The sequence below is a fragment of the Klebsiella sp. AqSCr genome, assembly GCF_008452795.1.
Classification (GTDB): domain Bacteria; phylum Pseudomonadota; class Gammaproteobacteria; order Enterobacterales; family Enterobacteriaceae; genus Klebsiella; species Klebsiella pneumoniae.
Genome location: NZ_MJDM01000001.1, coordinates 163420 through 177587 on the forward strand (window position 1 = coordinate 163420; position 14168 = coordinate 177587).

The 14168-nt window shown below is 57.6% G+C and carries 12 protein-coding genes and 1 pseudogene; 5 read left to right on the top strand and 8 right to left on the bottom strand.

The genetic code is table 11. The features are described from left to right. Nucleotides 1–116: 116 nt before the first annotated feature. The 4 genes and pseudogenes from BHE81_RS00805 (at nucleotide 117) to folA (ending at nucleotide 3527) form a co-directional block, all read left to right on the top strand. Complete coding sequence (locus BHE81_RS00805; protein WP_002888059.1) at nucleotides 117–350, top strand: YgdI/YgdR family lipoprotein; 234 nt, start codon at nucleotides 117–119, stop codon at nucleotides 348–350. Between the two features lie 131 nt (nucleotides 351–481). Further along, entirely contained in the window at nucleotides 482–1015 is a 534-nt protein-coding gene (kefF, locus tag BHE81_RS00810; protein ID WP_002888068.1) for a glutathione-regulated potassium-efflux system oxidoreductase KefF, read from the top strand. Next, nucleotides 1008–2874: pseudogene (kefC, locus tag BHE81_RS00815) on the top strand (glutathione-regulated potassium-efflux system protein KefC). The gene kefF and the pseudogene kefC overlap by 8 nt, the downstream one beginning before the upstream one ends. Nucleotides 2875–3047: 173 nt before the next feature. After that, on the top strand, nucleotides 3048–3527 hold the full coding sequence (gene folA / locus BHE81_RS00820) for a type 3 dihydrofolate reductase (protein ID WP_002888320.1): 480 nt from the start codon (nucleotides 3048–3050) through the stop codon (nucleotides 3525–3527). Nucleotides 3528–3953: 426 nt separating this feature from the next. On the opposite strand, the gene apaH is transcribed toward folA, so the two are convergent. From apaH to lptD, 6 genes are read right to left on the bottom strand one after another with little or no spacing between them, the layout of a single operon-like run. Further along, the gene (gene apaH / locus BHE81_RS00825) at nucleotides 3954–4802 is read right to left on the bottom strand and encodes a bis(5'-nucleosyl)-tetraphosphatase (symmetrical) ApaH (RefSeq protein ID WP_004177431.1); all 849 of its coding nucleotides are present in this window, start codon (nucleotides 4800–4802) and stop codon (nucleotides 3954–3956) included. A 4-nt stretch (nucleotides 4803–4806) separates the two neighbouring features. Next, on the bottom strand, nucleotides 4807–5184 hold the full coding sequence (apaG, locus tag BHE81_RS00830) for a Co2+/Mg2+ efflux protein ApaG (protein ID WP_002888323.1): 378 nt from the start codon (nucleotides 5182–5184) through the stop codon (nucleotides 4807–4809). Between the two features lie 2 nt (nucleotides 5185–5186). After that, a complete protein-coding gene (rsmA, locus tag BHE81_RS00835) occupies nucleotides 5187–6008 on the bottom strand; it encodes a 16S rRNA (adenine(1518)-N(6)/adenine(1519)-N(6))-dimethyltransferase RsmA (RefSeq protein ID WP_002888324.1) in 822 nt (273 codons plus the stop codon). Continuing rightward, nucleotides 6005–6994 carry a 4-hydroxythreonine-4-phosphate dehydrogenase PdxA gene (pdxA, locus tag BHE81_RS00840; RefSeq protein ID WP_023343000.1) on the bottom strand — a complete coding sequence of 330 codons (990 nt, stop codon included), beginning with the start codon at nucleotides 6992–6994 and terminating at the stop codon, nucleotides 6005–6007. The genes rsmA and pdxA overlap by 4 nt, the downstream gene beginning before the upstream one ends. A 5-nt stretch (nucleotides 6995–6999) precedes the next feature. Continuing rightward, the gene (surA, locus tag BHE81_RS00845; RefSeq protein ID WP_002888329.1) at nucleotides 7000–8286 is read right to left on the bottom strand and encodes a peptidylprolyl isomerase SurA; all 1287 of its coding nucleotides are present in this window, start codon (nucleotides 8284–8286) and stop codon (nucleotides 7000–7002) included. Nucleotides 8287–8340: 54 nt separating this feature from the next. Next, nucleotides 8341–10689, bottom strand: a complete 2349-nt coding sequence (gene lptD / locus BHE81_RS00850) for an LPS assembly protein LptD (RefSeq protein ID WP_004147026.1) — start codon at nucleotides 10687–10689, stop codon at nucleotides 8341–8343. 243 nt (nucleotides 10690–10932) lie between these two features. On the opposite strand from lptD, the gene djlA reads away from it, so the two are divergent. After that, nucleotides 10933–11760 carry a co-chaperone DjlA gene (gene djlA / locus BHE81_RS00855; RefSeq protein WP_002888332.1) on the top strand — a complete coding sequence of 276 codons (828 nt, stop codon included), beginning with the start codon at nucleotides 10933–10935 and terminating at the stop codon, nucleotides 11758–11760. A gap of 32 nt (nucleotides 11761–11792) precedes the next feature. Here the strand turns inward: djlA and BHE81_RS00860 are convergent, their stop codons facing one another. Beyond that, the gene (locus tag BHE81_RS00860; RefSeq protein ID WP_002888337.1) at nucleotides 11793–12491 is read right to left on the bottom strand and encodes a response regulator; all 699 of its coding nucleotides are present in this window, start codon (nucleotides 12489–12491) and stop codon (nucleotides 11793–11795) included. After that, entirely contained in the window at nucleotides 12481–14106 is a 1626-nt protein-coding gene (locus BHE81_RS00865; RefSeq protein ID WP_023302315.1) for an ATP-binding protein, read from the bottom strand. The genes BHE81_RS00860 and BHE81_RS00865 overlap by 11 nt, the downstream gene beginning before the upstream one ends. Nucleotides 14107–14168 lie beyond the last annotated feature (62 nt).

Below are 14168 nucleotides of genomic sequence, written 5' to 3' on the forward strand. Positions count from 1 at the left end.
CTATTTTTTTGGCCGCAGCCATCTTCAGAGAGTTCTGCTTTTAACCCCCTGTCGGGTCAGGCTAACTATAGTTAGCACCATAACGATACCTATTGATGAAAAGACAGGAGGATACAATGCGGAACAATATTCTGGTGGCATCCGCACTGGCAGCGACGGCAATCATGTTCGTGGCCGGCTGCTCATCGAATCAGTCGATCAAAACCACCGACGGCAAGACCATTGTTACCAGCGGCAAACCGCAGGTGGATGATGACACCGGCCTCGTCTCATACAAAAATGCCGAAACCGGCCGCGTGGAGCAGATTAACCGCGACCAGGTGAAGTCCATGGACGAGCTGGATAACTAAGGCCTGACGTTAACCCTCAGGGCGCGCGTTGCGTAAGCCATCGCGACATAAATCACAGTTATCATTGTAAGCGGTTCGCTTAACTGTCTACACTCTTGCTGATTACGACAAGAGCAAACGCAGGCCAATCAATGATTCTGATAATTTATGCGCATCCTTATCCGCAGCATTCTCATGCGAATAAGCGAATGCTTGAACAGGCAGGGACGCTTGAAGGCGTAGAGATACGCTCCCTCTATCAACTCTATCCCGACTTTAATATCGATGTTGCCGCCGAGCAGGCGGCGCTGGCCCGTGCCGATCTGGTTATCTGGCAGCACCCTATGCAATGGTATAGCGTACCGCCGCTGCTCAAGCTGTGGATGGACAAGGTGCTGTCGCACGGTTGGGCCTATGGCCATAACGGTATTGCCCTGCGCGGTAAATCGCTGATGTGGGCGGTCACTACCGGCGGCGGTGAAAGCCACTTTGATATCGGTTCGTTTCCCGGTTTCCCGGTGCTGGCGCAGCCTCTGCAGGCAACCGCGCTTTACTGCGGGATGAAATGGCTGCCGCCGTTCGCTATGCACTGCACCTTTATCTGCGATGATGAAACGCTGCAGGCGCAGGCCCGCCGCTATCGTCAACGCTTAATCGACTGGCAGGAGGCACACCAGAATGGATAGCCATACGCTGATACAGGCGTTGATTTACCTCGGCGCCGCGGCGCTGATTGTGCCCATCGCCGTCCGTCTGGGGCTGGGGTCAGTGCTGGGCTATCTCATCGCCGGCTGTATTATCGGCCCGTGGGCGCTGCGGCTGGTGACCGATGCCGAGGCGATTCTGCACTTTGCCGAGATTGGCGTGGTGCTGATGTTGTTCGTCATTGGTCTGGAGCTCGATCCGCAGCGCTTATGGAAGCTGCGCGCCTCGGTGTTTGGCGGCGGCGCACTGCAGATGGTGGCGTGCGGGGTGTTGATCGGCCTGTTCTGCATGCTGCTGGGCCTGCGCTGGCAGGTGGCCGAGCTGATTGGTATGACTCTGGCGCTTTCTTCCACAGCCATTGCTATGCAGGCGATGAATGAGCGCAATCTGACGGTGTCGCAGATGGGGCGCAGCGCCTTTGCGGTGCTGCTGTTCCAGGATATCGCCGCGATCCCGCTGGTGGCGATGATCCCGCTGCTGGCGGCCAGCGGCGGCGCCACTTCGCTGATGGCTTTTGCCCTCTCCGCGCTGAAAGTGGCCGCAGCGCTGGCGCTGGTGGTGGTCCTTGGGCGCTATCTGACCCGCCCGCTGCTGCGCTTTGTCGCCCGTTCCGGCCTGCGCGAAGTGTTCAGCGCCGTGGCCCTGTTCCTGGTCTTCGGCTTTGGCTTATTGCTGGAAGAGGTGGGGCTGTCGATGGCGAAGGGGGGTGTTTCTCGCCGGGGTGCTGCTGGCCAGTTCCGAATATCGTCATGCGCTGGAGAGTGATATTGAGCCGTTTAAAGGACTGCTGTTGGGGCTGTTCTTTATCGGCGTCGGCATGTCGATTGATTTCGGCACCCTGGTCACCCATCCGCTGCGTATTGTGATTTTGCTGGTCGGTTTCCTGGCGATAAAAATGCTGATGCTGTGGCTTATCGCCAGGCCGCTTGGCGTACCGCGCGCCCAGCGCCGCTGGTTTGCGGTGCTGCTGGGGCAGGGGAGTGAGTTCGCGTTTGTGGTGTTTGGCGCCGCGCGGATGGCGGATGTACTGGACGGCGAATGGGCAAAAGCGTTGACCCTGGCGGTGGCCCTGTCGATGGCGGCAACCCCCATTCTGCTGGTGCTGCTGACCCGTCTGGAGAAATCGTCCAGCGGCCAGGCGCGTGATGCTGACGAGATTGATGAAGAGCAGCCGCGGGTGATTGTCGCCGGCTTTGGCCGCTTCGGGCAGATTGCCGGGCGATTGCTGCTCTCGAGCGGGGTGAAGATGGTGATCCTCGATCATGACCCGGACCATGTCGATACCCTGCGCAAATTTGATATGAAGGTTTTCTACGGCGATGCCACCCGGGTCGATCTGCTGGAGTCGGCCGGGGCCGAAAAGGCGGAAGTGCTGATCAATGCCATTGACGATCCGCACGTCAGCCTGGAGCTGGTGGCGAGGGTAAAAGAGCATTTTCCGCATCTGCAGATCATCTCTCGCGCCCGCGATGTCGATCATTACATTCAGCTGCGCCAGGCTGGCGTCGAGGCCCCGGAGCGTGAAACCTTCGAGGCGGCGCTGAAGTCCGGCCGAATGACGCTGGAGGCGCTGGGGCTCGGCGCCTATGAAGCGCGCGAGCGGGCCGATCTGTTTCGACGATTCAACCTGCAGATGGTCGAAGAGATGGTGGCGATGGCGGAAAACGATGCCGCGTCGCGGGTGGCGGTCTTCAAGCGGACCAGCGATATGCTGACCGGCATCATCAACGAAGATCGTCATCATCTGTCGCTGGTGCAGCGTCATGGCTGGCAGGGTACGGAAGAGGGCAGGCACACCGGGGATATCGCCGATGAGCCGGAAAATAAGCCCTCAGCCTGAGGCTGACCAGTAACATTTTGTTTTCGTTTGGATCCTCTTCTGGCGGCCCACGGTGTGAACGTGGGCTTGCCAGCAAATCAGAAAATTTTCTTATTCTTTACCCTCCGGCCAGTCGACGAAGTTGTACGCTTTCCGTATAGTGGCGACAATTTTTTGCACTCGGGAATGAATGAATGATCAGTCTGATTGCGGCGTTAGCGGTAGATCGCGTCATTGGTATGGAAAACGCCATGCCATGGAACCTGCCTGCCGATCTCGCCTGGTTCAAACGCAACACGTTAAATAAGCCGGTGGTGATGGGGCGTCTGACCTGGGAATCCATTGGGCGCCCATTGCCGGGGCGTAAAAATATCGTGATCAGCAGCAAACCCGGCAGCGACGATCGCGTGCAGTGGGTCTCCTCCGTAGAAGAAGCAATTGCCGCCTGCGGCGATGTGGAAGAGATTATGGTGATCGGCGGCGGCCGGGTGTATGAGCAGTTCCTGCCGAAAGCGCAGAAGCTCTACTTGACCCATATTGATGCGGAAGTGGAAGGCGATACCCATTTCCCGGATTACGATCCGGACGAATGGGAGTCGGTGTTCAGCGAGTTTCATGACGCCGACGCGCAGAACTCCCATAGCTACTGCTTTGAGATCCTCGAACGCCGTTAAGCGGGCAGGATAGCGATAAAAAAACCCCGGTCGCGTCTGGCGTGACCGGGGTTTTCTTTTGCATGAATTGCGCGACGATGGCGCACTCAGTATCTCGTCATGTTTCCCGTCGCGGGCTTCGTCTTCTTTCTGAAGCGCTCCCCGGGGCGACAAATAGCACTTAAACGTAGGTCGGGTAAGGCGTTAGCCGCCACCCGACACAAAAGTGGCTCCGCGCCCGCAGTTCTTGCCCGGCGGCGCTGCGCTTGCGCGGGCCTACGGGACTGCGTCGTGTTTCCCATCGCGGGCTTCGTCTTCTTTCTGAAGCGCTCCCCGGAGCGACAAATAGCACATAAACGTAGGTCGGGTAAGGCGTTAGCCACCACCCGACAAAACGACGCCGCAGGTAGCCCGGATAAGGCGCAACGCGCCGCTATCCGGGAAGAGTCAGGACGCGACGGCTTCGCCTTCGTCGAGGCTTTTCTGCCGGTTTGACGGCTGGGTGAAGTACTGCTTATCTTCCCAGCGCAGGCAGGTAAGTTCCCCGCCCCAGCAGCAGCCGGTATCCAGGGCGTAAATCCCCTCCGGCGTGCCGCGTCCCTCCAGCGAAGCCCAGTGGCCAAAGGCAATGCTGTAGGCATTGCTGACCGGGCCGGGAATGGCAAACCACGGCTTCAGCGGCGCCGGGGCGTCCTCGGGCGCTTCCTTCGAATACATATCCAGCTGGCCGTTCGGGAAACAGTAGCGCATGCGGGTAAAGGCGTTAGAGATAAAGCGCAGGCGCGCCAGGCCGCTCAGCTCGTTGCTCCAGTGGTTCGGCATGTCGCCGTACATGGCATCGAGGAAGAAAGGATAGGAGTCGCTGGAGAGCACTGCTTCAACATCGCGCGCGCACTGCTGGGCGGTCTCCAGATCCCACTGCGGGGTAATGCCGGCGTGGGCCATCACCAGCTTTTTCTCTTCATCCACCTGCAGCAGCGGCTGGCGACGCAGCCAGTTGAGCAGCTCATCGGCATCCGGCGCTTCCAGCAGTGATTTCAGACGATCCTTCGGCTTGTTGCGGCTGATACCGGCAAAGACCGCCAGCAGGTGTAAGTCATGGTTGCCCAGCACCAGTCGTACGCTGTCGCCCAGAGATTTGACATAGCGCAGGACCTCCAGCGATCCCGGGCCTCGGGCCACCAGATCGCCGGTCAGCCACAGCGTATCTCTCCGCGGATCGAATTCAACCTGCGCTAATAATGCGATCAGTTCATCGTAGCAACCGTGAACGTCGCCAATAAGGTATGTTGACATTGTTTTAATGAATGAGCGTTGGAACTGCGAGACGGAAAACAGGGATCTCAATACGGAACGGCGCGCCGTCGATATCGATCATCTCATAATGACCCTGCATGGTTCCCAGCGGCGTTTCAATCACTGCGCCGCTGGTATATTGATATTCACCGCCGGCGGGAATATGCGGTTGCTCGCCGACCACCCCTTCACCCTGAACTTCAGTCTCACGACCGTGGCCGTTAGTGATGAGCCAGTAGCGGCCAAGCAGCTGAACCTGACTCCGCCCCAGGTTGCGAATGGTGACGGTGTAAGCGAAGACGTAGCGCTCTTCTTCCGGGGAAGACTGCGATTCGATATAGACGCTCTGTACCTGGACACACACCCGGGGCGAATGAATCATGGTTAGCTCTCCTTCGTTGGCAGATTGTCAGACAGCCAGTTGGCCATCAGGCAGTACTGCGCCACGGAAATATTTTCGGCGCGCATGGCCGGGTCGATGCCCAGCTCGGTCAGCACTTCCACGCTGAACAGATTGCCGAGACTGTTGCGGATAGTCTTGCGGCGCTGGTTGAACGCTTCGGTGGTGATGCGGCTCAGCACCCGGATCTCTTTGACCGGATACGGCATGGTGCTGTGCGGCACCAGGCGTACCACCGCGGAGTCGACCTTAGGCGGCGGGGTAAACGCGCTCGGCGGCACTTCGAGTACCGGGATCACCTGGCAATAATATTGCGCCATCACGCTTAACCGACCATACGCCTTACTGTTCGGTCCGGCAACCAGACGATTCACTACTTCCTTCTGCAGCATAAAGTGCATATCGGCAATGGCATCAGTATAGCTGAACAGATGGAACATCAGCGGGGTTGAGATATTGTACGGCAGGTTGCCGAAGACGCGCAGCGGCTGGCCCATTTTCTCCGCCAGTTCGCCAAAGTTCATGGTCATCGCATCCTGCTGATAGATGGTCAGCTTTGGACCGAGGAACGGATGCGTCTGCAGGCGAGCCGCCAGATCGCGGTCCAGTTCGATGACGGTCAGCTGGTCAAGGCGTTCGCCGACCGGCTCGGTCAGGGCCGCCAGGCCGGGGCCGATTTCAACCATCGCCTGGCCTTTCTGCGGGTTAATCGCCGAGACGATGCTGTCGATCACAAACTGATCGTTGAGGAAGTTCTGCCCGAAGCGTTTACGGGCTAAATGGCCCTGATGGACTCGATTATTCATTGGGTATTAACAATCATTTTGATGGCGAGATTAAGCGCCGTGATAAAACTGCCGACGTCCGCTTTTCCCTGGCCCGCTAATTCCAGTGCGGTGCCGTGGTCGACGGAGGTACGAATAAAAGGTAAACCGAGCGTAATGTTCACGCCGCGGCCAAAGCCCTGGTATTTTAGCACGGGCAGGCCCTGATCGTGGTACATCGCGAGTACCGCATCGGCATGATCAAGATATTTCGGCTGAAAGAGGGTGTCTGCCGGCAGCGGACCGCTGAGGTTCATCCCCTTTGCGCGCATCTCTTCCAGCACCGGAATGATGGTGTCTATCTCTTCTGTTCCCATATGGCCGCCTTCGCCAGCGTGCGGGTTAAGCCCGCAAACCAGCACATGCGGCTGGGCAATGCCAAATTTCGTGCGCAGGTCGAGATCGAGAATGGTGATGATCTCGCGCAGTAGCTCGGGGGTAATCGCTTCGCTGATGGCTTTCAACGGCAGATGGGTGGTGACCAGCGCCACCCGCAGCTCCTCGGTCGCCAACATCATCACCACTTTGCTGGCCTTCGCGCGCTCTTCAAAGAACTCGGTATGACCGGTAAAGGCGATACCGGCGTCGTTGATGTTGCCTTTATGCACCGGGCCGGTCACTAACGCCGCAAACTCGCCGCTAAGGCAACCGTCGCAGGCGCGCGCCAGCGTCTCCACTACGTAGGCGCCGTTTTGCACATTCAGCACGCCGGGCTCCGCCGGGACGTTTAGCGGCACGTTCAGCAGCGTCAGGGTACCGGCGCGCTGAGGAACAGGAGGTTGCGCGGGATCGTAAGGGAGGAGAGATAAAGGAAGACCGAGCCGCTTGGCTCGGTCAGTTAACAGGGCGCCATCGGCGCAAATCACCAGCTCAACTGGCCAGTCGCGCTGGGCAAGCTGCACGACCAGGTCAGGGCCAATCCCGGCGGGTTCGCCGGGAGTGATAACAACTTTACGGGTTTCAGGCATCGATATTAGTTGCTCAGAATTTTAACATACGCACTGGCGCGCTGTTCCTGCATCCAGGTTGCCGCTTCTTCAGAGAATTTGCGGTTCATCAGCATGCGGTAAGCACGATCTTTCTGCGCGGCGTCGGTTCTGTCGACCTGACGGCTATCCAGCAGTTCGATCAGGTGCCAGCCAAAGGAAGAGTGCACCGGTCCGCTGGTCTGCCCTTTGTTCAGACGCATCAGCGCATCGCGGAACGCCGGGTCAAAGATGTCCGGCGTGGCCCAGCCTAAATCACCGCCCTGGTTTGCCGAGCCCGGATCTTCCGAATAGGTTTTCGCCGCTTGAGCAAACGTGATTTTCCCGCTCTTAATCTCGGCTGCGATCTGTTCCAGCTTAGCCTGAGCCTGGGCGTCGTTCATGATCGGCGACGGTTTCAGCAGAATATGACGGGCGTGAACCTCGGTAACGGAGATATTCTGGGTACCACCGCGCAGGTCGTTGACTTTCAGAATGTGGAAACCAACGCCGGAACGAATCGGACCGACGATATCCCCTTTCTTCGCGGTGCTTAACGCCTGAGCGAAAATGCCCGGCAGCTCCTGGATACGGCCCCAGCCCATCTGGCCACCCTTCAGCGCCTGTTGGTCAGCGGAGTAGGTGATCGCCAGTTTGCCGAAGTTGGCGCCGTTGCGCGCCTGCTCAACGATGGAGTTTGCTTGCTCCTGGGCCGCGGCGACTTCATCAGAGGTCGGGTTCTCCGGCAGCGGGATCAGGATGTGGCTCAGGTTGAGCTCGGTGCTGGCGTCGTTCTGGTCGCCGATCTGTTTCGCCAGCGCTTCCACTTCCTGCGGCAGCACGGTGATGCGACGACGCACTTCATTGTTACGCACTTCCGAAATCAGCATCTCTTTACGGATCTGGTTACGGTAGGTGTTGTAGTTGATGCCTTCATAGGCCAGACGGCTGCGCATCTGATCCAAGGTCATATTATTTTGTTTGGCGATGTTGGCGATAGCCTGATCGAGCTGGTCGTCAGAGATCTTCACGCCCATCTTCTGCCCCATCTGTAACACGATCTGGTCCATGATCAGTCTTTCGAGGATTTGATGGCGCAGGGTGGCGTCATCCGGCAGCTGTTGGCCAGCCTGACCAGCATTGAGCTTAACCGATTGCATCAAACCATCGACGTCGCTTTCCAGCACGACGCCATTATTGACGACGGCCGCTACTTTATCGACCACCTGGGGGGCAGCGAAACTGGTATTCGCGATCATGGCGATACCGAGAAGCAGCGTTTTCCAGTTCTTCATACTTTTTCCATTTCGATTAACCGCAAATGCGGATGATGTTGTAAACCAGCCGCATCACAGGGAGCTCTGGTACGGTAAAATGTTCGAGCGCAGCATCTGCTGGGTGCCGAGGCCGTAGTTAGAGCTCAGACCGCGCAATTCGATATTGATTCCGAAGGTGTTATCGTATTTGCTCTCGCCGCCGTTGTCGTTGCTGTTCCAGCCGTTGACTTTACGTTCGTAGCCAAGACGGATGGCGTAGCAGCAGGAGTTATACTGCACACCCAACATCTGGTTTGCTGCTTTCCGGGTATTAGTATCGTAGTAGTAGGCCCCGACCACGGACCAGCGATCGACAATCGGCCAACTGGCGGTCATCCCCACCTGCGAAATACCCTGTTTATATTGTGCCGCGGTGGAATATGACGGCAGCGTGGCCTGAATATATTCCGGGCTGGCGTAACGATAGTTAAGCTGGACTAAGCGGTTCTCATCGCGACGGTATTCAATGGTGCCGTTACCAGTGGCAACGTTATCCAGACGCGTATCGTACTGGATCCCCCCGCGCAGACCCCATTCATCGGCAATGCGCCAGTAGGTATCGCCGGCCCAGACCAGTGAACCCGTGGTATCGTTGTTCTCCCAGTTGATGTTGTCATCACCGGTGCGTGACTCGGTGAAATAGTAGATTTGACCAACGGAAATATTAAAACGTTCCACCGCGGCGGCATCGTACACGCGCGAGGTGAGCCCGGTGGTGACCTGATTAGCCGACGCGATGCGGTCCAGACCGCTATAGGTACGGTCGCGGAACAGACCGGTGTAATCCGACTGCAACAGCGTGGAGTCGTAGTTGCCGATTTCACTCTGATCGCGGTACGGCACGTACAGATACTGCACGCGCGGTTCCAGCGTTTGGGTGAATCCCTCCTGCAGGTCGCGTTCAAAGACCATTTTGCCGTCGACTTTAAACTGCGGCATTACGCGGCTGACGGACTCTTTATAGTCAGTGCCGTTGGCGGCATTGTACTTATCGAGGTTGCTCTGCTGGTAGTGAGTCGCCAGCAGCTTGGCTTCGGTATTCAGACTGCCCCAACCGTTGGACAGCGGCAGGTTGATCGTCGGTTCGAAGTGAACGCGGGTCGCTTCCGGCATGTTGTTATTCGAGTTAACAAAATGGGCAACCTGTCCATAGAGATGGGTATCGAACGGACCGACATCATTCTGGTAGTAGTTGACGTCGAGCTGCGGCTCAGCCGAATAGGAGTTGCTCGATTCGCGGTCAAAGACCTGGAACTGTTTGGTCGATACCGTGGCGTCAAAGTTCTGGTTGACGTAACCGGCGCTGAATTTCTGCGTCGCATAGCCGTCGGTACTGGAACCATATTTCGAGCTGAAGTCGTTGAAGTAGTCAGGATCGCTGACCTTGGTGTAGTCAGCGTTCAGACGCCATACCTGATCGATAACCCCTGAGTGGTTCCAGTAGAACAGCCAGCGGCGGCTGTTGCTGTCGCTCGAGTGGTCGTCTTCGTAGACTTTATCCGACGGCAGGTAGTCGAATTCAGTTAAGCCGCTGCCGAGCTGGGTCAGATAGCGGAACTCGTTTTCCCACATCACGCCGCCGCGTTTGTTCATATAGTGCGGAGTAATGGTGGCATCGAAGTTTGGCGCGATGTTCCAGTAGTACGGCAGGGAGAATTCCACGCCGTTTTTGGTGCTGTATTTCGCGTTCGGGATCAGGAAGCCTGAACGACGCTTATCGCCCACCGGCAGCTGCAGGTAGGGGCTATAGAAAATCGGCACAGAGCCAAGCTTGAAGCGGGCGTTCCAGATCTCGGCAACCTGCTCTTCGCGATCGTGGATAACTTCGCTGCCGACGACGCTCCAGGTGTCGGAGCCCGGCAGACAGGAGGTAAAGCTGCCGTTTTCGAGAATGGTATAGCGGTTTTCACCGCGCTGTTTCATCAGGTCGGCGGTGCCGCGTCCCTGGCGTCCGACCATTTGATAATCGCCCTGCCAGACGTTGGTATCTTTGGTATTCAGATTCGACCAGGCTTTTGGCCCTTTGAGGATCACCTGGTTATCGTCGTAATGCACGTTGCCCAGCGCGTCCACCGTGCGCACCGGCTGCGCCTGGCCCGCGGCCTGCTGCTGATGCAGCTGAACTTCGTCGGCGCGGAGGCGACTATTCCCCTGGTTAATATCGACGTTGCCGGTAAAGACGGCGTTGTCCGGGTAGTTGCCCTTCGCATGATCGGCGTTAATCGTCACCGGCAGATCGCCAGGACGACCTTCCACGAGCGGACGATCATAGCTTGGCACGCCAAGCATACATTGCGTTGCGAGATCGGCAGCGAGGCCTTGTTGGCTATACAAGGCGCTGGCAATCATCGTAGCCAGGAGGCTGGGAATACGTTTTTTCATACGTTGTATTTATTGTTCCATCATCTTGTGACAGCGGCTTGCAAACGGTCAGAGCCTAACTTACTCAACATTATCACGCTAGTGTTAATCCTGCCCGTTTCGAGCCCGAGCGTTAGGCACCCTGTTGAATGACGAGTATGATAAAGCAAATTATAGGCTATGTCCCACAATTGACCGAGGCGCGAGTGCCGGGTAACGTGCGGTCATATTCGAGCTTAACGGCGATAAACAGTTGGGGAGTCTATGCAGTATTTGGGTAAAGTGATTGGCGTGGCAGTGGCTTTGCTGATGGGTGGTGGGTTCTGGGGCGTGGTGCTTGGCTTTCTGGTCGGCCATATGTTTGACCGGGCGCGCAGCCGCCGGTTAAATCTCTTCGCCAATCAGCAGGAGCGTCAGTCGCTCTTCTTTTCCACCACCTTCGAAGTGATGGGGCACCTGACCAAATCCAAGGGCCGCGTTACCGAAGCGGATATTCATGTCGCCAATGTGCTAATGGATCGCATGAACCTGCATGGCGCCTCGCGCACCGCGGCGCAGCAGGCGTTTCGCGACGGTAAGGCCGACAACTATCCCCTGCGCGAGAAAATGCGTCAGCTGCGCAGCGTCTGCTTTGGCCGTTTCGATCTGATTCGGATGTTTCTGGAAATTCAGCTGCAGGCGGCGTTCGCTGATGGCGAACTGCATCCTAACGAACGTGAAGTGCTGTTCGTCATTGCCGACGAGCTCGGCATCTCCCGCGCCCAGTTCGATCAATTCCTGCGGATGATGCAGGGCGGCGCCCAGTTTGGCGGCGGTTCGCAGCAGCGCTCTTATGGCCAGCATGGCGGCAACGCCGGCTGGCAGCAGGCGCAGCGTGGGCCGACCCTCGAAGATGCCTGCAATGTGCTGGGAGTAAAACCGACCGACGATGCGGCGACGGTGAAGCGCGCCTATCGCAAGCTGATGAACGAACATCATCCGGACAAGCTGGTAGCGAAAGGTCTGCCGCCGGAGATGATGGAGATGGCCAAACAGAAGGCCCAGGAGATCCAGAAGGCCTGGGAGCTGATCAAAGAGCAGCGCGGCTTCTGACGTTTCCAGCCCCTCCCGTCCGGCGAGGGGTTTTAACTTTTGACCTTAGCGCGGCGATACAGCCGCCGCGGATGGCCAATTTTTCCGTACAGCATCTCCACTTCCAGAAAACCGGTCTCAACGCCATGCTCCAGATAGCGACGGGCGGTGGTTTTGCTAAGCCCGGCGGCGCTGACCACTTCATCAACGGAAAAACAGTGCGCTTCCCGGTCGCTAAACAGTCCCTGCACCAGCGCCAGCGTTTTCTCTTCAATCCCCTTGCTGCCGCTATCCACGCGATAGTTCTTCGCCTGCAGTTGATAGAGGGAATCGACGTTTTGCTGATCGACGATTTTCCACTCCCGTTGCTGATCGTAGAACTGGATAAAGCGCTCCAGCGACTGGCTCAGCCGCTTCCATGATACCGGCTTAAGGATATAGTCGAAGGCGCCGTTGCGGATGGCCTGGCTGCAGGTTTCCATATCGCTGGCGGCGGTGATAAAGATCACCGAGCATTGGCTGGTCGCCAGCGCCGGGTCGGTCATCAGCGTGACGCCTTTGCCGTCCGGTAAATAGTTATCCAGCAGCACCAGCTGCGGCGGCGTGGCGTGAAGCAGCTGCCGCGCCTGGGCGAGGGAGGCCGCCATGCCTGCCAGCCGCAGTCGCGGGTGTTTTTGCACAAGCTCGGCGTGCAGGCGCGCCAGTTCGCTCTCATCTTCAATGATTAGCACATCGACCAGGTCATGATGCATCGTGGACCTCCGGTTGCGGACAGGCGTGCGCGTCGGCCGGGATAAATAGGGTGAAGATCGTTCCCCGCGGCGCGTTATCGGCGACTTCGATGGTGCCGCCCGCCTGAGTGACATAATGTTCAATAAGATACAGACCAATGCCGTGATCGCCACGGGTTTTGGTGGTGACGCCGCGTTCAAAAATGCGCTCGCGGATATCGGGGCGGATGCCGACGCCGCGGTCGGCCACTTCGATAATCAACTCCCGGGCGTTGAGCTGGATCAGGACTTCCACCGGCTCATGCGGCAGCTCGGCACGCTGCGTGGCTTCGATGGCGTTATCCAGCAGGTTGCCGATGATGGAGATCAGCTCGGATTCCATTAGCGACGGCAGGGGGCGGTCGATACGGCAGGCCGGGTCGAAGCTCAGCGCCACGCCTTTTTCGCGGGCGCGGGTGGCTTTGCCGAGCAGCAGACCGCATAGCGTCGGCGAGTGGAAGTGCGAGGAGATAAAGTCCAGTAGCTCCTGAGCATGTTCCGACTGGGCCTGAATATAGCGGATCGCTTCGTCATAATGGCCCATATGCAGCAGGCCGGAGAGGGTAGTCATCCGGTTGAGCTGCTCGTGGCGCATGATGCGCAGATTGTCGACATAGCGCTTCACCTGGCTCAGCTGGGCGGTGAGGGCATTGATTTCATTGCGGTCACGGAATGTGATCACCCAGCCCTGCAGGGTATTCTCCAGCATAATGCGCACCCGACTGGCGAGCACGGTCAACTGGTTGAAGCGGCATAGCTCATCGTGGGTATCGCGTTCGAGCATGTCGCCGCTGGCGAAAAAGGGCTGCGGCGAAATGACGCTGTCGATCGACTGACCGCGCAGCTGGCGGGCGGGCTGGCTGAGCTCCAGCAGGCTGCGGGCGGCATGGTTTATCACCTCAATACGCCGCTGGCGATCGATGACGATCACCCCCTCAAAGATCGACTCCATCATCGCCTTTTGCTGGCGAACCAGCAGGCCAATTTCCCGCGGCTCGAGCGAAAAAATCTGCTTCTTGATGCTGCGGGTAAAGTACCAGGAGAAGATAAACAGGGCGATGAGCAGCAGGACGGCGGCGATAAAAATATTGATCACTTTAGTCAGAGTAATGCTGTCGAGATAGCTGGTGAGGTAGCCGACGGAGACAATACCGATCACTCGCCCTGCGTCATCAACGATGGGCGTTTTGCTGCGCAGCGAGACCCCGAGGCCGCCTTTGCGAATGGTGGTGATGGATTTCCCTTCCAGTACCGCCTGGTTGTCGCCGCCGACCAGTCGGGTGCCAACCCACTCCGGATGGACGGAATGAAACAGATGAACTCCCTGACGGTCGCCGATGACGATAAAGCTGGCGTCGCTATGGGCGGCGATTTGCTGCATAAACGCCTGAATCGCCTGTGGGTCGTGCCGGCTGACCTGTTGACGTAAATTCGGCATCAGGGCTATCTCTTCGGCCTGTATTTTGGCCCGGGCGCTCATCTCCTGATAAAGCTGGCGGCTGGCGTCAAAATAATAATAAATGCCCAGTGCGATAAAAAGGACCGAGAAAAAAGCGACCAGAGAAATAAACAGCTTATATTGAAAAGATAATTTCATAGGCCCCGGACGACGTATTAACCATAGCGGCACTCTATCATTTTTCTGTCACGTGACGTAAA

Coding starts and splice junctions, on each gene's coding strand:
- surA (WP_002888329.1), bottom strand. CDS start 8,286: ATGAAGAACTGGAAAACGCTGCTTCTCGGTATCGCCATGATCGCGAAT.
- kefF (WP_002888068.1), top strand. CDS start 482: ATGATTCTGATAATTTATGCGCATCCTTATCCGCAGCATTCTCATGCG.
- BHE81_RS00805 (WP_002888059.1), top strand. CDS start 117: ATGCGGAACAATATTCTGGTGGCATCCGCACTGGCAGCGACGGCAATC.
- apaH (WP_004177431.1), bottom strand. CDS start 4,802: ATGTCAACATACCTTATTGGCGACGTTCACGGTTGCTACGATGAACTG.
- lptD (WP_004147026.1), bottom strand. CDS start 10,689: ATGAAAAAACGTATTCCCAGCCTCCTGGCTACGATGATTGCCAGCGCC.
- folA (WP_002888320.1), top strand. CDS start 3,048: ATGATCAGTCTGATTGCGGCGTTAGCGGTAGATCGCGTCATTGGTATG.
- pdxA (WP_023343000.1), bottom strand. CDS start 6,994: ATGCCTGAAACCCGTAAAGTTGTTATCACTCCCGGCGAACCCGCCGGG.
- djlA (WP_002888332.1), top strand. CDS start 10,933: ATGCAGTATTTGGGTAAAGTGATTGGCGTGGCAGTGGCTTTGCTGATG.
- BHE81_RS00860 (WP_002888337.1), bottom strand. CDS start 12,491: ATGCATCATGACCTGGTCGATGTGCTAATCATTGAAGATGAGAGCGAA.
- rsmA (WP_002888324.1), bottom strand. CDS start 6,008: ATGAATAATCGAGTCCATCAGGGCCATTTAGCCCGTAAACGCTTCGGG.
- apaG (WP_002888323.1), bottom strand. CDS start 5,184: ATGATTCATTCGCCCCGGGTGTGTGTCCAGGTACAGAGCGTCTATATC.
- BHE81_RS00865 (WP_023302315.1), bottom strand. CDS start 14,106: ATGAAATTATCTTTTCAATATAAGCTGTTTATTTCTCTGGTCGCTTTT.